16 protein-coding genes are annotated in these 20864 nt (G+C 50.7%); all 16 read left to right on the top strand.

Annotation, left to right across the window (positions count from 1 at the left end; all coding sequences use genetic code 11):
• The first annotated feature begins 16 nt into the window (after positions 1-16).
• The 16 genes from DWZ56_RS20725 to DWZ56_RS20650 all read left to right on the top strand — a co-directional run bounded on the left by DWZ56_RS20725 (position 17) and on the right by DWZ56_RS20650 (position 20714).
• Positions 17-1003: a uroporphyrinogen decarboxylase family protein gene (locus tag DWZ56_RS20725; RefSeq protein WP_118558511.1), complete on the top strand. Its 987-nt coding sequence runs from the start codon at positions 17-19 to the stop codon at positions 1001-1003.
• Entirely contained in the window at positions 984-1862 is an 879-nt protein-coding gene (locus DWZ56_RS20720) for a carbohydrate ABC transporter permease (protein WP_118558510.1), read from the top strand. The genes DWZ56_RS20725 and DWZ56_RS20720 overlap by 20 nt, the downstream gene beginning before the upstream one ends.
• 49 nt (positions 1863-1911) lie before the next feature.
• Complete coding sequence (locus tag DWZ56_RS20715) at positions 1912-3525, top strand: extracellular solute-binding protein (protein ID WP_118558509.1); 1614 nt, start codon at positions 1912-1914, stop codon at positions 3523-3525.
• A gap of 56 nt (positions 3526-3581) precedes the next feature.
• Complete coding sequence (locus DWZ56_RS20710) at positions 3582-4565, top strand: response regulator transcription factor (RefSeq protein ID WP_118558508.1); 984 nt, start codon at positions 3582-3584, stop codon at positions 4563-4565.
• The gene (locus DWZ56_RS20705; protein ID WP_118558507.1) at positions 4562-6172 is read left to right on the top strand and encodes a sensor histidine kinase; all 1611 of its coding nucleotides are present in this window, start codon (positions 4562-4564) and stop codon (positions 6170-6172) included. The genes DWZ56_RS20710 and DWZ56_RS20705 overlap by 4 nt, the downstream gene beginning before the upstream one ends.
• Positions 6173-6184: 12 nt before the next feature.
• Positions 6185-8761 (top strand): glycosyl hydrolase family 95 catalytic domain-containing protein, encoded by a 2577-nt coding sequence (locus DWZ56_RS20700; protein ID WP_118558506.1) that lies wholly within the window; start codon positions 6185-6187, stop codon positions 8759-8761.
• Positions 8762-8851: 90 nt separating this feature from the next.
• Entirely contained in the window at positions 8852-9859 is a 1008-nt protein-coding gene (locus DWZ56_RS20695; RefSeq protein ID WP_118558505.1) for an aldo/keto reductase, read from the top strand.
• A 32-nt stretch (positions 9860-9891) separates the two neighbouring features.
• A complete protein-coding gene (locus DWZ56_RS20690) occupies positions 9892-12471 on the top strand; it encodes a glycoside hydrolase family 3 N-terminal domain-containing protein (RefSeq protein ID WP_118558504.1) in 2580 nt (859 codons plus the stop codon).
• Positions 12468-13547, top strand: a complete 1080-nt coding sequence (locus DWZ56_RS20685; RefSeq protein ID WP_118558503.1) for a glycoside hydrolase family 88/105 protein — start codon at positions 12468-12470, stop codon at positions 13545-13547. Before DWZ56_RS20690 ends, DWZ56_RS20685 begins: the two co-directional genes overlap by 4 nt.
• 247 nt (positions 13548-13794) lie before the next feature.
• Positions 13795-14538, top strand: coding sequence for a Stp1/IreP family PP2C-type Ser/Thr phosphatase (locus DWZ56_RS20680; RefSeq protein ID WP_118558502.1), 744 nt, complete (start codon positions 13795-13797; stop codon positions 14536-14538).
• Positions 14532-16853 carry a Stk1 family PASTA domain-containing Ser/Thr kinase gene (gene pknB, locus DWZ56_RS20675; protein WP_118558501.1) on the top strand — a complete coding sequence of 774 codons (2322 nt, stop codon included), beginning with the start codon at positions 14532-14534 and terminating at the stop codon, positions 16851-16853. The genes DWZ56_RS20680 and pknB overlap by 7 nt, the downstream gene beginning before the upstream one ends.
• Before the next feature lie 8 nt (positions 16854-16861).
• Positions 16862-17737, top strand: a complete 876-nt coding sequence (rsgA, locus tag DWZ56_RS20670) for a ribosome small subunit-dependent GTPase A (protein ID WP_118558500.1) — start codon at positions 16862-16864, stop codon at positions 17735-17737.
• 24 nt (positions 17738-17761) lie between these two features.
• Complete coding sequence (rpe, locus tag DWZ56_RS20665; protein WP_118558499.1) at positions 17762-18433, top strand: ribulose-phosphate 3-epimerase; 672 nt, start codon at positions 17762-17764, stop codon at positions 18431-18433.
• 12 nt (positions 18434-18445) lie between these two features.
• Positions 18446-19102 (top strand): thiamine diphosphokinase, encoded by a 657-nt coding sequence (locus tag DWZ56_RS20660; RefSeq protein ID WP_118558498.1) that lies wholly within the window; start codon positions 18446-18448, stop codon positions 19100-19102.
• A gap of 133 nt (positions 19103-19235) precedes the next feature.
• Positions 19236-19853, top strand: coding sequence for an ECF transporter S component (locus DWZ56_RS20655; RefSeq protein ID WP_118558497.1), 618 nt, complete (start codon positions 19236-19238; stop codon positions 19851-19853).
• A gap of 24 nt (positions 19854-19877) precedes the next feature.
• Positions 19878-20714, top strand: coding sequence for a pyridoxamine kinase (locus DWZ56_RS20650; protein ID WP_118558496.1), 837 nt, complete (start codon positions 19878-19880; stop codon positions 20712-20714).
• The last annotated feature ends 150 nt before the right edge of the window (positions 20715-20864 follow it).

The raw sequence follows: 20864 nt of genomic DNA, 5'->3' as shown, positions 1-20864 counted from the left end.
TTAGGAGTACGCTGTAATGACAAAAAAAGAGAGTGTGTTAAATGCGATGAACAATATGCCGGTGGACCGCCCGCCGGTGGGATTCTGGTTCCATTTTCCGGTGGATATGAAGACGGACAGCAAGTGTGTAGACGACCATCTGGATTTCTACCGCAGGTGTGATACGGATTTTATAAAGATCATGTGTGACGGCTATTTCGATTATCCCAATCCGATTATCCCTGAAATCAGAGAGCCCAAGGATTGGTATAAGATGAAGCCGCTGGGTGGGAGCCATCCCTATATCCGCGGGCAGGTGGACAGGGCAAAGAGGATTGTTGAACGTTTGAACGGGGAATGCTATACATTCTACACCGTATATAATCCAATGTCTATTTTCCGTTTCGGGACTTCGGACAGTCTGCTGATGAGCCATTTGAAACAGGATCCGGAAGCGGTTCTCCATGCGCTTTCCGTGATTGCCAAGGACGCGTCCCTGCTGTGCAGACTTCTGATTGAAGAGGCGGGCTGTGACGGCATCTATTACTGTGTACAGAACGCAGAAAATTGCCGTTTTACCTTTGAAGAATACCGCAAATATGTGACGCCGGGCGATCTGGCGGTGCTTACAGCCGCCAATACATACAGTGAAAACAACATCCTGCACTGCTGCGGATGGGCAGGTAAGAAAAACCGGATTGAAGTATGGAAGGATTACCCGGCAAAAGTGATCAACTGGGCTGTATATATAGAGGAGATGGGTTTAAAAGAAGGCAAGAAATTCTTTGGCGGACGCTGTGTGTTGGGAGGCTTCGACAACAGGCCAGGGGGTGTGCTCTGCTCCGGCACCAGAGAGGAAGTGGAAGCTTTCACCGCAAAGTGGCTGGAAGAAAACGATGAAAACGGCATGATGATCGGTGCGGATTGCACACTTCCGGCAGAAACCGATCCGGACCGCATCGTCTGGGTCATGGAAACAGTAAAAAAATATAGGAGAGTTTACAATGAACAGAAAAAAAATTAAACGTTCTCTGCCGGACAGAATATTTAATGTATCCAACCTTCTCCTTCTGGGAGCGATCGGATTGGTGGCGGTGCTTCCCTACATCAACATGCTGGCTGTATCTTTAAGCGCTTCCGGTCCGGTGGATTCGGGCAAGGTTACCTTCTGGCCCATAGGGTTAAATTTTGAGAACTATAAAACTGTGCTGCTGGACAAAAGCATCATAAAATCTGTGGGACTATCGGCTCTGATGACAGCGGTCGGAACGGCGTTCAGCCTATTCCTTACCGTGACATTCGCCTATCCCTTGTCCAGGATGGAATTTAAGCTTAGAAAATTCTGTAATGTGATGATTTTGATCGTATTCATCTTCAACGCACCGCTCATTCCCTGGTATCTGACGATGAGATCCTACGGACTGTATGATAACTTTATGACATTGATCTTGCCATCGGCTTTAAGTACCTATAATATTATTATTGTACGGTCCTTCTTCACAGAGGTATCACCGGCTCTGATTGATGCCGCGAAGGTGGACGGCTGTGGAGAGATGAGAACGCTGATGCAGATTATCCTGCCAATTTCCAAGCCGGTCCTGGCTACTGTAGGCTTAATGTACGGTGTAGGCTATTGGAACAGCTATACAACGCCCTTATATCTGATTAACGACCGCAATTTATATACGCTGCAGCTAAGAATCAAGTCGATTGTCCTGGATTCCAACGCGGTGGAAAGCCTGAACCTGGTGACCACCGGAACATCCACACAGGCCTTGAAAATGACAACGATCATTGTAGCTGCCCTCCCGGTACTGTGTATATATCCCTTCTTACAGAGGTATTTTGTAAAAGGGATGACGATCGGTTCGATCAAGGGATAAAACGGTTGTTAATGAAAATGAACTCTGAGAAGGAGAAAGGAAGGTATTTATGAAGAAAAAGCAGGCAAGCAAAATTATTGTGATGGCATTATCCGCCATGATGGCATTATCCGCATTGGCAGGATGTGCAAACAACAACGTAGATGCCGTACAGCCGACTGCACAGCCGACTGCACAGGCAGAAAGTAATGCAAAGGATCAGCAGGCAGGATCTGATGCCGAAGTGCCCGTGATTGACATCGGGCTGCGGGCCGGCGTTTCCTGGGTGCAGAAGTGTCCGGATATCAATACGGATGAGCATGTCCTGGCATTTGAGGAAAAGATGGGGGTGGATCTCAACATTTCCCTGATCCAGCATGACGGCTTTACAGAGAAGCTTGGCATGATGCTCGCGCAGGGTGATTTCCCGGATGTGATTTCCGGTGATCTGCCTTATACCTCGGTGATGTCCGGAGCCATTGAAAACGGCTTGTTTCTGCCTCTGGATGACCTGCTGGCCGAGTATGCTCCCAACATGATGGAACAGGTCCCTGAAGCCGTATGGGATGAACTTAGAGGCGAAGACGGTCATATTTACGGCATCGGTGATTTTATCAGCAATCCCGCCAGAAGATGCACTGTAATCCGTAAGGATTTGCTGGATAAACTGAATCTGGATATTCCGGAAACACTTGACGAGTTCTATAATGTGCTGGTTGCATTTAAGGATGCGGGAGTGAAATATCCTTTTATTGGAAGAGAAAAATTCAAGTACAGCGAGACCTTTTTTGCAGCATACGGCGTGGTTCCGACCACCTGGCAGCTCAACGATGAAGGGCAGGTGGTTCCGGCATATCTCCTGCCGGAAATGAAGGAAGCGCTGGCATTCTATAAAAAGCTGTACGATGAGGGACTGATCGATCCGGAGAGCCTGACCAATAACGCAACGGTCCGTGACCAGAAAGCGGCCGCCGGCGATGTGGGCATGATGGTGGTGAATATATCCGCAGTGCCGGGATACAGCACCTCCCTGCGGGAAAACGTGCCGGACGGAATGTGGGTCTGCGCTGCATCTCCGTTAAACCCCAACGGAGGAGCTCACGGGTATGCTGCGTTTACGCCGACTGCCAATGTACATTACATCAATGCAGAATGTGAGCATCCCGAAGAGATCATCAAATTTTTTGATAAGATGCTGGAGCCTGATGAGGAATTGCAGAGATTCCTGTCCTACGGTATTGAGGGAGAGTTTTATACCGTGAACGAGGATGGCAGCGTGAATCTGTCACTGCCCGATTATTCGCCGAACCCATATGATGTGATTCCGCAGTTTTTGCGCAGAGTCAAGGACGCCGGCATTGGGAGGGTGACTATTTCAGCACAGCCCGGGGGAGATCAGGTTTTGGAGTATTATGATACAAAAGCAAAGGACGATACTCTGGCTTATATCCAGCCAATCAATCTGCAGAGCATTGTGGAACATCCGGAGCTGTCTGTAGAGGAGGATAAGCAGGAGCTGTTTATCAACTATGCCTCTAAAGTAATGATCGGAACAGCATCGCTGGATGATTTTGATGATTTTGTGCAGGAGTGGATGGACCGCGGCGGCACAGAAGTCATTGCAGAAGCTACAGAGCAGTATAACAACGGCACTGTAAAGTTCCGGGGGGATTATCAAAAGTAAAATATAAAGCCGCTGTCAGAGGCGCTGCAGGCCTCTGACAGCAGAAGGGATACGCCGTGTACAAAATTCTGATCGTTGATGATGAACTGGTTTTTCGCCGCGGGATACATGCCATACTGCAGAAATCCGATTTCTGTATCGGAAAAATAGCGGAGGCGGTGGACGGATGCCAGGCAATGGAGATTCTGCTGCACGATACTTATGATATTGTGATTACCGATATACGTATGCCGCGCATGGACGGCCTTATGCTCTGCAGGAGCATAAGGGAACAGAAAATGCACCCTGCGATCGTGATTCTCTCAGGTTACGATGACTTTAAGTACGCGCAGACTGCTATACAATACGGCGTATCCAACTATATATTAAAACCGGTCTCACAGAAAAAACTGATCGGGGTTCTAAAGGATGTAATACGAAGGCGGGAAGAGGACGGACCGCGTATAAAGTACAAACAGATGGACGGCTTAGTGACAGGCCTGGCACAGGCGCTCTGGGATCAGGATAAGGACGCCTGTATGAGGGTGGTCAGGGAAATAAAAAGAGAACTGCTAAAGAGTGGTAACAGTGACAGCAAAATACTCAATGAGATCCTCTTAGGCGCGGCATCCAAGGTTTCTGACGAGATGAACGAGGAGATTCCGTGGGATATTTTTGAAGAGCACTGTTTTGAAGAAAACCTGGAGATACTTTATGAAACAGTTACAAATCGCCGGCAGCACGGCCTGTTGGAATCGGTACGGACATATCTTATGAAGGATCCGGCCATAAGCCAGGAGGAACTCTGCAGGCTTCTTGGCTTTTCCGCGTCTCATTTCAGCGCTGCATTTAAAGAGAAAACGGGAAAAAAATTTGTGGACTACAGAACGGAAATCCGGATGGAGGCCGCGAGGAAGCTGCTGTGTATTCCATCCAGAACGGTAACGCAGGTAGCGGCTCAGGTCGGATATACGGATTATTCTCATTTCAGCAGTATATTTAAAAAATTCTATGGAAAAACACCTGCGCAGTTTCGGGAGGAAAGGGGACTGGGCACGTGATAAATGTACTGAAAGGAAAAAGAGAGATAAGTCTGTTCGCGATAGGATTGGCTCTGATCGCCCTGATCCCCATCCTGGTGATCAGCATTGCAGGAATCCGCAGAAACAGCCGGGAGATGCAGGAGAGCAATCTGGAGTACTGGAAGATGATCGTTCAGGATATTACCTTTGATATGGACCGGACGATTAAAGAATATGACAATCTGTCCATGTCGGCGCTGCTTCAGGAGAATCTGCTGGATATCCTGTATAAAAAAGAATTCAACCAGGTGGAGTATGCCGCAGCGTCTGCATGGCTGGATCAGCAGATGACAGTGGAGCTATTTTTGAACCAGTCTATCGTCAGCAGTTTTCAGGTGATGGGAAATAATGGATTTTACTATACCAGCGACAGAGAGACTACCCTTGCTGAGACTATGGCACTGGCGCAGAAAATTGAAAAAAGCGGTCAGATCACCATCTTTATGCCAAATACGGGCGAAGATGAGGTGGACAGAGGTTTTGTGACCATTGGAAGGTATATTTATTCATATAAAGATCTGCGGGCATTGGGATACTTCCTCATGTCGATACGCAGCACGGAGCTGGATCAGATTTGGGAGAACAAGGATCTAAGCCGCATCCGAATCCTGGTGCTGGATGAAGACGGGCGGGCCGTGTATGGAACACCGGCGGCAGGCTGGGAGAAAGAAGTGCTTCCGGAAACCCTTTCAGGGGAAGCCGGCTTTCTTGAAGGCCCGAAAGAGTCGGATCGGAATCTCTACATTTATCAGAAGTCTGATTATACCGGCTGGACGGCGGTGGCTGCGGTGCCCAGGAGTCTGTATCGGGCGTCTGTCTGGAATTTGAGCAGGACTTTTATGATTTCGGGGCTGATTGCCATCCTGCTCACCTCTGTACTGTCTTTTTTTCTGATTCGCAGCGTCTATGTCACGCAGCTGGAAAACCAGAAAAACGAGATGGAGCGCAGCAGAGCGGAGATGAAGGCGCTGCAGACTCAGATCAACCCGCATTTTCTGTACAATACTCTGGGAGCTGTTAACATGTATTCTGTTATGGAGGATACGGAGGCGGTACAGGACATAACGGATGCACTTAGCAAAATGTTCCGCTATGCTGTACAAAATCCCATGGAGCCGGTAAAGATCACCGAGGAAATCAATCATGTCAGAAATTATCTGAAGATCCAGGAATACCGCCTGGGCGCAATGCCCAGGCTCCAGATCGAACTGGGTGAAGCCGGGGAAGCGAGCATGCTTCGCCTGTGTCTTCAGCCCATTGTAGAAAATATTTTCAAGCATGCATTCGCAGAAGGAATCAAGCCGGAGCATTTTATACGGATTCATGCTTTCCGGAAAGGGGATATGCTGCTTGTGGATGTGACGGACAATGGCAGGGGGCCGTCATTGGAAGTAAACAGCATGGAGTATGTGAGCGACGGTGAACAGAATGGAAGAGGGATCGGTTTGTCCAATGTCCACAGGCGCTTAAAGCTCGCATATGGAGAAAGCTATGGACTCTGGATATCCGGCAGGCCCCAAAAAGGGATGACCATTGAGATACGGCAGCCCTTTTTAGTGAAGGAAACTGAAAAATATATACAGTAAACGGAGACGATCATGAAACTATTAAATAGAAGAGATTTGGTATCCCGTGCGGATCTGCATTACCGGGGTACTGTAAAGCGCAGGGAGGGCGGTTTTCCGATTGGTGACGGGCAGATGGGAGCCATGCTGTTTTCGTCCCCTTCTGCATTGAAATTTGCGCTAAACCGCTGTGATGTGTTTGCGGCAAACAGCTATACCAACAGTTTTAACAGGAGACATTCGGATTACGGTTATGGTGTGGGTTTTGTGGATGTGGATTTCGTAGATTACGGAGAGGATGTGTTCGGAGAGGATACCGTACAGCACCTGGGACTGTATGAGGCCTGTGCGAATGTGCAGGGCCGCGGAGTATGCGCCAGAGTGTTTGCGGAAGCACAGAGCGGCGCGCTTTGTGTCCGGGTAAAAGACGACAGGGATTACTGCGGGAGCGTACAGGTAAAGGTAGACATGATGCGCCCTTCCGAGTACCGTGTCTTAAGCAATCTGGCTGCTTCCAGACTTACCATGGAGAAACGGTCCGGACAAAATAAGCCGGACACAGTCGTCCTAAAGCAGGAGTTTACGGAAACGGATGAGCGTACAGGCAGCAGATATTACTGTGCCAGCGCGCTGGCTGTTTGGGCAGAGGGCTGCGATGTGACCCTCCGAATGAATAACGAGGTGGGCGGCAGAGAGTCCATGGAGATTGGTAACCGGGAGTTCACCGTTATAGGAAAGCCTCAGGAGACGCAGATGAGACTCTGCATCGCGCCCGGGACCAGGGAGTTTACGGTTTACATGGTCAGTGCGTCCACCTTCTCTGAAGAAGAGGATATCATAAGGACAGTAATGGAGAAAGCGGATGCAGCGTCGGCACAGGGAGAAGAACGGCTGCTTATCCGCCACAGAAAAGCCTGGGCGGATTTCTGGGATAAATCCTATGTGCAGATGGAAAGTAGGGACGGAACAGCCCAGAAACTGGAGCTGCATTATACATACTTTTTTTACCTCATGAATTCCAGTTCCAGAGGCAAGTATCCGCCGAATTTCGGCGGTATGATTTTCTCACCCTGCGGCGATTACCGCAATTGGGGCACCATGCAGTGGTGGAATAATTTAAGCCTTTATTACAACGCCGTTCAGGCATCCGGGCATTTTGAACTTATGGAGCCGCTGTTTTCTTTTTACGGGGGCATGAGTGAAGCGTGTACCACCGCTGCCAGACAGCAGTTTGGCACGGACGGTATGTATATCCCGGAGGTAACCTGGTTTAACGGCCCCCAGGTTCTGCCTGAGGAAATTGCCGAAGAGATGCGGGCGCTGTATCTGTTTAATAAGCCATGGGAAGAGAAGTCCGATCAGTTCGCCGATTTTGTGGATCGGAAGGCGCCTCACGAATCCAGATATAATTACAAATTTTATGAACATTTTGAGGATGGGCGTGTGGTATATGACGAGAGAGGCTGCGGTCCCTACGGCGCCACCACCTATATGTTCGGTTCCCAGGCGGCAATCGCATATAATTTTTGGAAGCAGTATCTGTATACGAAGGATGAAACCTTCCTGCGGGAACAAGCCTATCCGATTATAAAAGGTGTGGCGAAATTCTTTATGAACTTTCCGCTGACCCAAAAAGGAGAGGACGGTAAATACCATATCTACCGGACCTGTACAGGCGAAGCGTATTTTGGATGTACCGACGGTATGGAAAACGTAGCCGGTATGCGGGCCATGGTGGCCGTACTGCTTACGGCGGCGGGTATTTTGGGTGAGGATCGGGATCAATGGGATGAATGGAAACGTTTTGCAAAAGACATGGCACCGCTTCCCACCACAGCAATGGAGGGGGATACCTGTGAGCTTAAGGAGGGAGATCCCGTCATGTGGTCCAACGGCAGAGAACCGATACTTGATAAAGACCGGCATAATGCCAGCCTGTATCCCTGTGATCACTTTGATCTCTCTTCTTACGCCACGCAGGATGTGGACCCGGATACCTATCGGATCAGCATGGACACTCTGACAGCACAGATAAGAAAGCATGGCGTTGTAAGCCGCTATACGGTATCCGAGATGTCCGGCGCCGCCAGGATGTATGCGGCCCATGGATTTGCCGGGGAATGGGTTGAGATCGCAGACGCCCAGCTTGACTGTGTGAATGCGGCAGAAGAATACTGCTACTTCAATGATACCGGCAGGATTGCACAATTTGAAAACCGTCTGACCGTGCGGGAAGGGGTAAACTGCATCAGTGCCCAGAGGCTTGGAAATGTAGCGGCCGGAATCCAGCTTGCCCTGTGCCAGTCCGGCGGCGGGGCGCCGGGAAAAGAGCCGGTGATCAAGCTCTTTGCGGCTGTGCCGGATGACTGGAACATTCATTTTCGGCTATGGTGCCAGGGAGGCTTTGCAGTAGAAGCTTCGATGGAACACGGGCAGCCCAAAGCAATACGGATTCTGTCCACAGCCGGCGGATATCTGAAACTGTATCATCCGTATGGGGAGGGGACTTACCGGATAATCTGCGAGGGAAAGGTGCGTTTTAATGGAACGGACAGGATTGCCTGCGTAAAAACTGCTCCGGGCGAAGAATTGTATGTGGAGAGAGCTTAAATACATGCATAGGTCCGGACCGCGCGCTGCGGGCCGGACCTATAGCGGCATCACGATTATTGCAGAAAACAGCGCAGAAAAGAGGAATTTATGTATAATGCCAGTGAGTACAGATATGACAAAATGCCATATAAAAGATGCGGAAACAGCGGTGTGATGCTGCCTTTTCTTTCTCTGGGGCTGTGGCATAATTTCGGCGAAGAGTCCCTTTACAGCAACGCCAGAGAGATGGTTCTGGGAGCATTTGACAGAGGCATTACCTATTTTGATATTGCAAATAATTACGGTCCGCCTCCGGGAAGCGCCGAGGAGTGCTTTGGACGTATTGTGCAAAAAGATCTGGCGGCTTACCGTGACGAGCTCTTTATCGCCACTAAGGCGGGTTACCGCCATTGGCCGGGTCCTTATGGGGAATGGGGGGCTAAGAAGAATCTTATCGCTTCCTGCGACAACAGTCTTAAGCGGCTCGGCCTGGATTATGTGGACCTTTTTTACCATCACAGGCCGGACCGGAATACTCCCATAGAGGAGACTATCGAGGCGCTGGAGCAGATTGTACGGTCCGGAAAGGCGCTGTATGTGGGTATATCAAACTACGATTCGGTGCTGACGGAGAATATCCTGGCAGCCATGGAGGCCAGAGGAATCCACTGCTTGGTGCATCAGGTGAATTACAATATGTTTGAGCGCAGGCCAGAGGGAAATCTGTTTTCTGTTCTGGAAAAGCATGGGACGGGGGCTGCTGCATACATGTGCCTGGCCCAGGGAATCCTAACGGACCGGTATTTTGACGGAGTAAAGGAGGGATCACGGGCAGCGGGCAGGAGCGTTTTCTTAAACAGGGATCAGGTGACAGCAGAAAAGGTGCAAACGGCCAGGCTGCTTAATGAAATTGCTATGGAGCGCGGACAGACACTTGCGCAGATGGCGCTTGCCTGGTGTTACCGATGCACGCAGGTCTCCACCCTGATCATTGGCGCCAGCCGGCTGTCACAGATCGATGATAACCTGAAAGCTATGGACTGTTTGGAGTTTTCAGAAGAAGAACTGAAAAGAATTGACGATATTTTGATCCCTTATACAAGAGAAGCTTATTAACAGAGAGCGCGTTTCATTCCGGAGGAAAGTGAATGGAAAAAAAGAATGATTATATAAAAAATCTGGTCGGCCGGATGACACAGGAACAGAAGATTGGGGCGGTGCTGACCCTGGGATTTGCAGGAACTGTACCAAGGGCCCATATCTACCGGTATATCGATGAATATCACTGCGGAGGGCTGAGACTGTCCTGTGACAGCAGACAGTTTGGAAATTATGTAGATCCTGACGGCAACAGGACTGTGGTGAGGCTGGATAACAATAACGGTATACGGTTCAAGGGCAGTGCGCCTGTACCTTCGGCCAGCCAGTACAAAGAGGTGCTGGATAACCTGCAGGAACATGCCAGAAAGCGTCCGCTGTCTATACCGCTGCATTTTTCTTATGATCAGGAGGGAGGCAGCAGCGCGGATTTTTTCTTCGGAGGTGTCAATCTTTTTCCAAAACCTATGGGGATACGCGCCACGGATGATCCGGATATGGCATGCAGAATAGCAAGGGCGGCAGCGCGCCAGAGCAAGGCGGTGGGCTTTAACTGGATCCATTCACCGGTGCTGGATGTCAACAGCGAACCGGCAAATCCGGAGATCTGTACCAGGGCTTATAGCGACAGTGCCGAGGAGGTGCTTCGGTATGCCAGGGAAACCTGCCGCGGCTTTAGGGAAGAAAAGATGATTGCCACGGGCAAGCATTTCCCGGGAAGAGGCCAATCGGCCGTAGATGCCCATTTTCAGGTGCCTGTGATCGATGTGGATGAGCGGACCATGTGGGAGAGGGAACTGCTTCCCTATCGGGAGCTCATAGCCGAAAACCTGCTGCCCTCTATAATGATCGCACACAGCATCTTCCCGGCTATCGATCCCGACCACATTGCGACCGTATCCAAAAAGGTCATTACGGGACTTCTGCGGGAAAAGCTGGGCTATCAGGGAGTCATCACCACGGACAGCATGACGATGGGCGCCATCGCAACCAGATACGGCGTGGCAAATGCATGTGCGATGGCATTGGAAGCCGGTGCGGATCTGGTGCTGATGAAGGCGGAGAATGGTCTGGTAGAGGAGACAATTGAAGCGATACGGCAGTTCACCGCATCCGGCCGGATATCCATGGAGGAGATAGATGATAAGGTTTATCGGATCCTGGACCTTAAGTATAGGTACGGCCTGTTTGCCCCGCCCGATCAAGCGAAAGATCCTAAGGAAGTGCTTGAGGAACCCAGCATCAGGGAACTGGCCCGCATTGCCGCCAGAAGGAGCGTACTTATAGAGCGTCAGGAACCGGGGGTAATCCCGATCCGGGGGAAGAGAGTTCTCGTAGTGGAGCAGAAGGTAAAGGAATATAACGATATGCAATGGCATTCCGGCATTTTGTATGAAGCGTGCCTCGCATATGATAAGGGGGCGGATTACCTGGAGACCTCCTATTCCTTTGACGCAGCCGACAGACAGCGGATTGCAGATGCTCTGAATACATATGATGTGGTGATTGCAACTAATTATTTCCTTAGGGGCACGGCGCGGAATCTGGAATTTTGGCGGGAACAGTTTGCGATGCATCCTAAGCAGGACTTTATCCTGGTGACCAACACGCCGTATGAGGAGATTTCCATACCGGGAAATGCCAGGAATGTGCTGGTGACCTTTGCCACCTCCCCGGAGAATATCAGAGCCACAGCGGCGGTCCTCTATGGCGCAATGACGCCGGAAGGAGTGTGGCCGCTCAAATACACCTGGCCGGGGAAAAAGAGAAAAGAATTTATGGTATGCATCGATTCTGACGGCTGCGCCATGGACACCATGGATATGAAACATACCCGCTGCTTTGGCCCTTGTTTTGTGGAAACATGGGGGCTTGAGGAATGCCGTGATGAGATCCAAAACCGCTGGAACGAAATCAATCTGCGCTCCATGAGCCGGGGCATTAACCGGTTTAAGGGGCTGGTAAAGATCCTGGAGGAGCTCAATGCACAGGGAAAGCAGATCGGAGGGCTCGCACAGCTGAAAGCCTGGACAGAAAACAGCCAAGAGCTTTCAGACAGCGCGCTGGAAAGCTTTCTGCGGGAAAAGACGCCGGCACCGGGTGATGAGGCTCTGATAAAGGCTCTGGAATGGTCCCGTAAGGTGAACGAGGCTGTCAAGACACTTTCGGATGAAGAAAAGAAACCCTTTGACGGAGTGAAGGAAACTTTAAACCTCTTTGCTGAAAAAGCGGATCTGGCTGTGGTATCATCCGCCAATCAGGAGGCCGTGGGTGATGAGTGGCGCAAAAACGGGCTGATTGCCCAAGTAAGTTATGTGTTCGCTCAGAATAGCGGCACCAAGGAGGCCTGCCTGGATGGCCTGCTGCGGATGGGATATCAGCCGGAGAAGATACTGATGGTAGGGGATGCGCCGGCGGATCTTGAAGCGGCAAAAAGTGCAGGGGTATGCTTTTACCCCATCCTGCCGGGACAGGAGGCGGACTCTTGGAAGAAGTTAGGCACAGAAGGCGTCCGCTGCTTTTTTGAGCAGAGTTCCTGGAAGAATTATGAGCTTGCAAAGAACAAACAGTATCTTGAACTTCTGGGCGGGGAAGAAACGTCAAGCGTTCACGCGGGGGAAACTATATGAACACAGATTATGCACGGAAATTGGCGGAAACGGTGTTGAGACGTTATCCGGCGGCGGACAGTTATCCGTTTAAATCCTGGTGTTATCCCCAGGGCTATCTGCTGATCGGGTTAGCCCGGTTGTGGAAGGCAACTGGAGATATACGGTACCGGGACTATATTTACGGATACTGTGACAGCCATGTTACGCCGGATGGAGAGATTATAGGCTTTAGGGGCGGCAGCATGGACGATATGATGCCGGGAGCTGTCCTTGTGTGGATGTATGAGCAGACAGGAGAAGACCGTTATAAGAAGGCATGCCGCCGGATCTGGAATTCTTTTGCGGATTATCCGAGGACAAAAGAGGGCGGTTTTTTACACAGCAGGAGCGGACTTGACGGGCAGATGTGGGTTGACGGTGTATTTATGGGCCAGATGTTTTATCTTCGCTACGGAAAAGCCTTTCATGAAAAGGGCTGTTTTGACGAGGCAAAAAGGCAGCTTTTTCTGATCCGCCGCTACTGCCATACCCATGACGGGCTGCTGGCCCATGCCTATAGTGAAAATCGTCAGACAGACTGGGCGGGGAAGGGCGGAAAGTCGCCCTGCGTCTGGAGCGAGGGCCTTGGCTGGTATGCGTTAATCCTGTCAGAGACGCTTGATTTGGCACCCTGTGATCATCCGGTTTATGAAACGGCAAAGAATCAGTTATTGGAACTGCTTTCCGGGCTCCTTTCGTTACAGGATGAAAGCGGCCTGTGGTACCAGGTGGTGGACCGGCCGGACCATCCGGACAACTGGTGTGATGTGTCCGGCAGCGCCATGTTCACATACGCCTATTACCGTGCTCTTAAGGCGGGAATTACAGGAGGCAGTGCATATGAGCGGGCGGCAGAAAAAGGCTGGAAGGGCGTAATCAGCCGCATGCGGGAGAATGCGGACGGCCTGATGGATGTCTATGGGGCGTGCGACGGACTGTGTGTGCAGAAAAGCTATGATGCCTATGTGCATTATCCCCAAAAGGTAAATGCCAAAGAGGCGGTGTGCAGCTGCCTGTGGGCCGCGGTGGAAGCGGAGTGGGGCCGTATGGAGTAAGGAAGTAATAAACAAGTAATAAACAGGCCAAAGTATTGTAACATTGGATACAATACTTTGGCTTGTTCTTTTGTTTTTTCTGTGATAAAATGTGGAGTGATTATGATATTATCATAAAATACAGGCATTGACGCCAAATCGGAATAAATGCTGTGATAAAAGAGAAATAGGCAGTAATAGTGGGAGCCTGCGGCTGTCTAACGGCGAAGCTCCCAGGACAAAAGAGACTTGCAGAAGGGAGGCAGACATGATAACATATGGTAAGACCGACGCCGGGCAGCTGCGGCCGATGAATCAGGATTATCACTGGGAATCCGTATCGCCTGTCGGAAGTTTTCCGAATCTGTTTATAATTGCAGACGGAATGGGCGGCCATAATGCGGGGGATTTTGCCAGCCGCTTTGCGGTGCGCCAGTTTGTCGCTCTCGCGCAGAATGAAGTCAATATGGAGATACCTGCGCTTCTCGGCCATCTGATGATTCAGGTCAACAATCAGTTATATCAGAAATCCAAAGAGGAGCCGGAGCTTTCAGGTATGGGGACCACCATGGTTGTGGGAACGGTTTGCGGCGATATTTTATATGTCGCAAATGTCGGAGACAGCCGTTTATATGTTTGCGGAAACGAATTGCTCCAGGTGACAAAGGACCATTCTCTTGTGGAAGAGATGGTTGCCGAGGGAAAGCTGGAGAAAAACAGTGACTTGTATTACAGCCAGAAAAATATCATCACCCGCGCATTGGGCGGCGCATCTTATGTGCAGCCGGATGTGTTTCGAGTGTCTCTGGAGTCGGATGAAATCATACTGATGTGTACGGACGGACTCACAAATATGGTTTCAGACGGCCAGATCTGGAATATCCTTAAAGGGGATGGAGACTTGCATCAAAAAGTCAGCCAATTAATCCGTATGGCAAATGAAAATGGTGGTAAGGATAATATTACGGTGATTGTCATCGATCCTGAACCAGGTAAGGAGGAACTATGTTAAGAATAGGCAGTTTTCTCGGAGGAAGATATGAAATCCTCGAAAAGATAGGTACCGGCGGCATGTCCGAGGTCTATAAGGCCAAGGATCATAAGCTCAACCGCATGGTTGCGATCAAGGTGTTAAAGCAGGAATTTAATTCCGACAGCACTTTTGTAGCGAAATTTCAGGTGGAAGCCCAGTCAGCGGCATGCCTGACCCATCAGAATGTTGTGAACATCTACGATGTGGGCGTGGAAAATGACGTGCACTATATCGTGATGGAGCTGGTGGACGGCATCACCTTAAAAGAACTGATACAGAAGAAGGGCAAGCTGGACATCCGCGAATCCATCGGTGTGGCAATGCAGGTGGCGCAGGCCATAGAAGCAGCTCATGAACACAATATCGTCCATCGCGATATCAAGCCTCAGAACATTATCATCTCTACCACGGGCAAGGTGAAGGTCACCGATTTCGGCATCGCCAGGGCCGCATCCACACAGACAATCAGTTCCAATACCATGGGATCTGTTCATTATATTTCTCCGGAACAGGCTAGGGGCGGCTACTGCGATGAGCGCAGCGACATTTATTCCCTGGGCATCACGCTCTATGAGATGCTGACCGGAAGGCTTCCTTTTGAAGGGGATTCAACTGTTTCCGTCGCTCTGCAGCATATTCAGGGGGAGATGGTTCCGCCTTCCCAATATGAACCGATGATTCCCGTCAGTCTGGAAAAAATCATATTAAAATGTACTCAGAAGAAACCGGAGCAGCGGTATGAATCCGCAACGGCTCTGATCAGCGATTTAAAGAAAGCGCTGATGACACCGGATGAGGATTTTGTGAAGGTGATCCCGCTGTCCAACGATTCCCCCACCCTGGTGATGAGCGAGGACGATGTGAATAAGATTAAAGAAGAAGCGCACCGCTCGGTCAAGACCGATGATGAGATGAAGGAAGAGGCCTATCTCATGGGGCTGGATGACGAAGACGATGAGGATGAGGACGATGAGGAGGATGATTTTGAGGATGAGGACGACGATGAGGACGACTCCCATGCCAGGATGGAGAAAATCATCACCGGAGTCGGCATCGCGGTAGCCATACTCATCGTAATACTGGCTGTATACGTGCTGGGCAAGGCTTTTGGCCTGTTCAGCTTTGGCAAGACACAGCAGGAGCCTACGGAAACCACTTCCGTTTCCTCTTCGGAGATTGTGGGTGAGATCATCATGCCGAACCTGCTTGGCAAGACGCTCGAGCAGGCGACGAAAGAACTCAATGAGCTGGGCCTTGGCATTTATCCGGAATATGCACCGTCCGACGATTATGAGCCCGGCCAGATCATCAAGCAGGATATCGATGCAGGATCTCCTGTGGAGAAAAACACCACAATTAATGTGGTGGTCTGCACCGGCAATGAGATGGTGGAGATCCCTGCGGACTTAAAGGGCATGACCAAGTCGTCGGCGGTAAAAGCGCTGGCAGCTCTCGGCCTGACCGCAAAAATCGAGGAAGACTACAGCGACGAGGAACCGGCCGGAAATGTTTTCGACAGCACTCCGAAATTCGGGCAGAAGGTAGCGGAAGGAACTGAGATCACGCTCTACGTCAGCCTGGGTTCCAAGCCCGAAACCGTATCGGTGCCGGATCTGCGCAACCGCTCCGAGGCGGATGCCAAGGCGCTGTTAAAGCAGTATAACTTAAAGACAGGCAGCGTAACGCAGGAAAACAGCGATACGGTAGCGGCCGGATATGTGATCCGTCAGGATATTGAGCCGGGTACGGAGGTGGAGCAGGGAGACAGCGTTGGCTTTGTAGTAAGCCTTGGGCCGTCTGTGAAGACAACGACTGTGCCGATTATTGTGGGCAAGACGGAAAGCGAGGCGAAGGCCGCGCTGGAAGAAAATAAGCTGGTGTATTCCGTGAAGAGCAGCGAAGCCAACGATTCAGCACCTAAAGGTACCATTATCAGCTGCGATCCGGGTCAGGGAACGACCGTGAATGAAGGGACTACAGTATATGTAGTGGTGAGCACCGGATCCAATAAAGCCACTGTGCCGGATCTTAGATTTTCCACTGCGGCGGAAGCAAAGAGCAAGCTGGAAGGCGTGGGCCTGCTGCTGGGAGAGGTTACCTACAGTTTCAGCGGCGATGTGAAAGACGGCCAGGTGATCAGCCAGTCCGTTAACCCAGGGGAATCAGTTACAAAGGGCAGTAAAGTAAATATTGTTGTGAGCAAGGGTGTGGAGCCTACTACAGCTCCCCCCGAACCGGAACCGAAACCGGACCCGGAGCCTACTACAAGCGGCAATACGGTTCCGCAGGCATAAGAGGTTATATGCAGGGAAAAATCATAAAAGGCATTGCAGGATTCTACTATGTCCATGACGGGCATAGCAGAATCTATGAGTGCAAAGCGAAAGGCATATTCCGTAATAAAAAAATCAAACCTCTGGTGGGGGATGACGTGATGTTTGACGTGATCAGTGACGAGGAACAAACCGGCAATATCACGGATATCCTCCCCAGAAACAATGAATTGATCAGGCCTGCCGTATCCAATATCGATCAGGCCCTGATCATTTTTGCCGCAAAAGACCCGGAACCGAATCTGAATCTGCTGGACCGCTTTCTGATCATGATGGAATACCAGCAGGTGCCCTGTACCATCTGTTTTAATAAGCTGGATCTGGAAGATAAGGATCAGGAACGGCTCGCCGGCATTTACGGTAAAGCGGGCTATGCGGTCCGATTCATGAGCGTGACCAACAGCATGGGTACGGATGAGCTGCGCGCTCTCCTGGAAGGAAAAACGACCGTGCTGGCCGGACCTTCCGGCGTTGGTAAATCCTCCTTTTTAAATCTGCTCTGCCCCTTGGCAGAAATGGAAACCGGCAGCGTCAGCGAGAAAATACGGCGGGGACGGCACACCACACGCCATTCGGAGCTCTTTTACATAGGAAACGGTTCTTATGTAATGGACACGCCGGGTTTTAGCAGCATGGATATAAATATGATACTGGCAGATGACCTGCAGTACTATTTCCCGGAGTTTACACCCATGGAAGGTGAGTGCCGGTTTATTGGCTGCGCTCATATGGAGGAGCCCGGGTGTGCGGTGAAACAGGCGGTTGAATCCGGCGCTGTAAGCAGAGAGCGGTATGAGACCTACCGCGGTTTTTACCGGGAGTTAAAGAACATTAAAAGATACTGACTATAAGAGAAATGAGGTAATCCTATGTTCCAATTGGCACCATCCATACTGGCCGCAGACTTTGCGAGGCTGGGGGAAGAGGTTAAAAGCGTGGAGGAAGCCGGCTGCGGCTGGCTGCATATCGATGTGATGGACGGCCGCTTTGTGCCGAGCATCTCCTATGGATCTCCGGTGATACGGGCTATCCGTCCGTTATCCGGCCTGTTTTTTGATGTGCATATAATGGCGGAACAGCCGGATCATCTGATAGAGGAGTTTTCCTTAGCCGGCGCCGATCTGATCACGGTGCATGCGGAAGCCTGCACGCATCTGGACCGGACGGTACAGCTGATCAAAAGCTGCAATAAGAAGGCGGGAGTGGCATTAAATCCTGCCACGCCGCTGAATGTGCTGGAATATGTGCTGCCGCAGCTGGACATGGTGCTTTTGATGACCGTGAATCCCGGATACGGCGGACAAAAGTATATCCCGTATATGACGGACAAAATACGCGCGCTGAAAAAGATGATTGCAGAAAGAGGCCTGCAGACGGATATCGAAGTGGACGGCGGTATCTACCAGGACAATGTATCGGTGGTGCTTGAAGCCGGCGCGAATATCATTGTGGCAGGTTCTGCCGTGTTCGGCACGGATGTGCCGGAGAAGGTAGGAAGATTTCTGAAAGTTTTCAAAAGTTTTGAAGACGGCGGCAGGTGAGAAGGTGGCGGCATGAAACGATGTCTGATTATAGCGGGCGGGCAGATCGCTTTGGGCGGTTATCTGCTGCCCATTCAACAGGAGCCCTTTGATCTGGTGATTGCTGTGGATGGCGGTCTGAAGAGTGCAGACCGCCTTCATTTCATTCCGAGCCATGTGGTGGGTGACTTTGATACGGTGAAACCGGAACTGCTTGCGCGGTATCGGAAGGATGAGAACATATTATTTTATACACATTGCCCGGAAAAGGATGCTACGGATACTGAGCTTGCCATGGAGCTTGCGATCGAGCAGGGCGCGGAGGAGATTGTGATTCTGGGGGGAACGGGCGGCCGGATGGATCATACGCTTGCCAATCTCCAGGTCATGATGAAGCCGCTTCAGGCAGGAATCCCATGCTTCATGGCGGATGCCTGCAACCGGATCAGGCTGCTTGACCACGGTATGAGGTTTCGCAGGAAAGACTGTTTCGGCACCTATATCTCCCTGATTCCCCTGACGGAAAAGGTTGAGAATGTAACCTTAAAGGGCTTTAAGTACCCGCTGCACAATTACTGCCTGACCATAGGAAACAGCCTGGGCATCAGCAATGAGCTGGCAGAGGATACCGGCGAGGTATGCTTTACGGATGGGATCCTGATCTGTATTGAATCGCGGGACCGGGAATGACCGTCCGGGCTTCGTGAAAAGTGGTATGGTCAAAAAAATATGTACTGGATATTTTTACGAGTCCAGTACGATGCTATGATAGTCACACGGGCTGATTTACAGCGCGATCGTATATCAGAGGAGATGGACTATTATGGAAAAGACAGACAACAAGATTATGAAAATCGCGGTTACCGCTCTGATGGCGGCTTTGTGCTTTATCGCTTTCAGCTATCTGCAGATCCCGATACCGCTGCCCGGAGGCGATCAGGTTGCGCTTCATGTCGGCAATGCTTTCTGCGTGCTGGCAGCGCTTCTTATGGGCGGGTTATACGGCGGGCTGGCCGGTTCCATCGGCATGACGCTGGCGGATCTGCTGAATCCAGCCTATGTGACCAGTGCGCCGAAGACTTTTATACTAAAAATGTGTATCGGGCTCATCGCGGGGCTGATCGCTCATAAAATCGGACGGATCAATGAGAGCAGCGATACAAAGCATGTTTTTTTCTGGACGCTGATGGCCTGCCTGGGCAGCCTGGGATTTAACGTGATCTTTGATCCGGTCTTCGGATATTTCTATAAGACTTTTATCCTGGGCGTACAGACGGATGTGGCGAAAATCGTTTCCACATGGGCAGCCGGCGTGACCGCGATCAATGCGGCGGTATGCACGGTTGTTGTAACCGCGCTCTACATGGTATTAAGACCCGCGTTAAAAAAGAGCGGCCTCATGGCCAGATTTCTGCCTTCAACAAAAAAGGCCGGACAGTGAGAGAACTTAGGAGGGTGTAAGCGCATGCCGCAGAAGAAAATTGCCGTTATACAGGATTTGTCCGGGTTTGGGCGGTGTTCCCTCACCGTTGCGATTCCGATCGTATCAGCGCTGGGCGTGCAGTGCTGCCCGGTGCCGACCTCAATATTTTCCAACCATACAGCGTATCCCCACTATTTTTTCGAAGACTATACGAAGAAGATGCCGGAGTACATCTCTCACTGGAAACGGCTGGGCCTTAGCTTTGACGGGATTTATACCGGATTTTTAGGGTCAAAGAAGCAGATCGCGATCGTAAAGGAGTTCATTGAAGAATTCGGTTCGGAGGGCTGTAAGGTGATCATAGATCCGGTGATGGGGGATGACGGGCGGACCTATGCGACCTATACGAAACAGATGTGCCGGGAGATGAAGAAGCTGGTGGAGTACGCGGATATACTGACACCGAATCTGACGGAAGCCTGTATCCTTTCGGATACCCCTTACCGGGCGTCTGGATGGAAGAAGGCAGAGCTTGTTGACCTTGCCAAACGCCTGTCCGCGGGGCAGTCAAAGAAAGTTGTGATCACCGGGATCGGAAGCGGAGAGTACATCGGCAACCTTGTCTATGAACCCGGCAGCATCCCGCGCCTTCTGCGCACTCATAAGGCGGGAAGAAGCCGCTGCGGCACCGGGGATGTTTTTGCCAGCATCATTGCGGCCAATGCGGTAAAGGAGATTCCGTTTGAACAGTCGGTCCGCCAGGCGTCCGATTTCGTTAAGGCATGTATCCTGCGGTCGGATGAACTTAAGATACCGCTAACCGACGGCGTATGCTTTGAGGAGAAGCTGGAGCTCCTTACGAGGAAGCGGCAGAGGTAATAATTGTGCTTGTATTCTCCGTAATTTTACAGTATATTTATACTATCGAGAAAGTTTTCTGCCCGCCGCCTGCGCGCAGGTATGTTTGATTCATACGATGTGGCTGTCAGGTAATCTGCGGGGCACAAAACAGATGGAATACGGAGGATA

The sequence above is a fragment of the Lachnotalea sp. AF33-28 genome, from assembly GCF_003477885.1.
Taxonomy (GTDB): Bacteria; Bacillota; Clostridia; order Lachnospirales; family Lachnospiraceae; genus AF33-28.
The sequence above is the reverse complement of the archived record's forward strand: the minus strand, read 5'-3'. Positions and strand labels throughout refer to the sequence as shown.

Excerpts from the sequence above, each read along its gene's own strand:
- DWZ56_RS20725 (WP_118558511.1), top strand. The coding sequence starts at position 17 with ATGACAAAAAAAGAGAGTGTGTTAAATGCGATGAACAATATGCCGGTG.
- DWZ56_RS20720 (WP_118558510.1), top strand. The coding sequence starts at position 984 with ATGAACAGAAAAAAAATTAAACGTTCTCTGCCGGACAGAATATTTAAT.
- DWZ56_RS20715 (WP_118558509.1), top strand. The coding sequence starts at position 1,912 with ATGAAGAAAAAGCAGGCAAGCAAAATTATTGTGATGGCATTATCCGCC.
- DWZ56_RS20700 (WP_118558506.1), top strand. The coding sequence starts at position 6,185 with ATGAAACTATTAAATAGAAGAGATTTGGTATCCCGTGCGGATCTGCAT.
- DWZ56_RS20695 (WP_118558505.1), top strand. The coding sequence starts at position 8,852 with ATGTATAATGCCAGTGAGTACAGATATGACAAAATGCCATATAAAAGA.
- DWZ56_RS20690 (WP_118558504.1), top strand. The coding sequence starts at position 9,892 with ATGGAAAAAAAGAATGATTATATAAAAAATCTGGTCGGCCGGATGACA.
- DWZ56_RS20685 (WP_118558503.1), top strand. The coding sequence starts at position 12,468 with ATGAACACAGATTATGCACGGAAATTGGCGGAAACGGTGTTGAGACGT.
- DWZ56_RS20680 (WP_118558502.1), top strand. The coding sequence starts at position 13,795 with ATGATAACATATGGTAAGACCGACGCCGGGCAGCTGCGGCCGATGAAT.
- pknB (WP_118558501.1), top strand. The coding sequence starts at position 14,532 with ATGTTAAGAATAGGCAGTTTTCTCGGAGGAAGATATGAAATCCTCGAA.
- rsgA (WP_118558500.1), top strand. The coding sequence starts at position 16,862 with ATGCAGGGAAAAATCATAAAAGGCATTGCAGGATTCTACTATGTCCAT.
- rpe (WP_118558499.1), top strand. The coding sequence starts at position 17,762 with ATGTTCCAATTGGCACCATCCATACTGGCCGCAGACTTTGCGAGGCTG.
- DWZ56_RS20660 (WP_118558498.1), top strand. The coding sequence starts at position 18,446 with ATGAAACGATGTCTGATTATAGCGGGCGGGCAGATCGCTTTGGGCGGT.
- DWZ56_RS20655 (WP_118558497.1), top strand. The coding sequence starts at position 19,236 with ATGGAAAAGACAGACAACAAGATTATGAAAATCGCGGTTACCGCTCTG.
- DWZ56_RS20650 (WP_118558496.1), top strand. The coding sequence starts at position 19,878 with ATGCCGCAGAAGAAAATTGCCGTTATACAGGATTTGTCCGGGTTTGGG.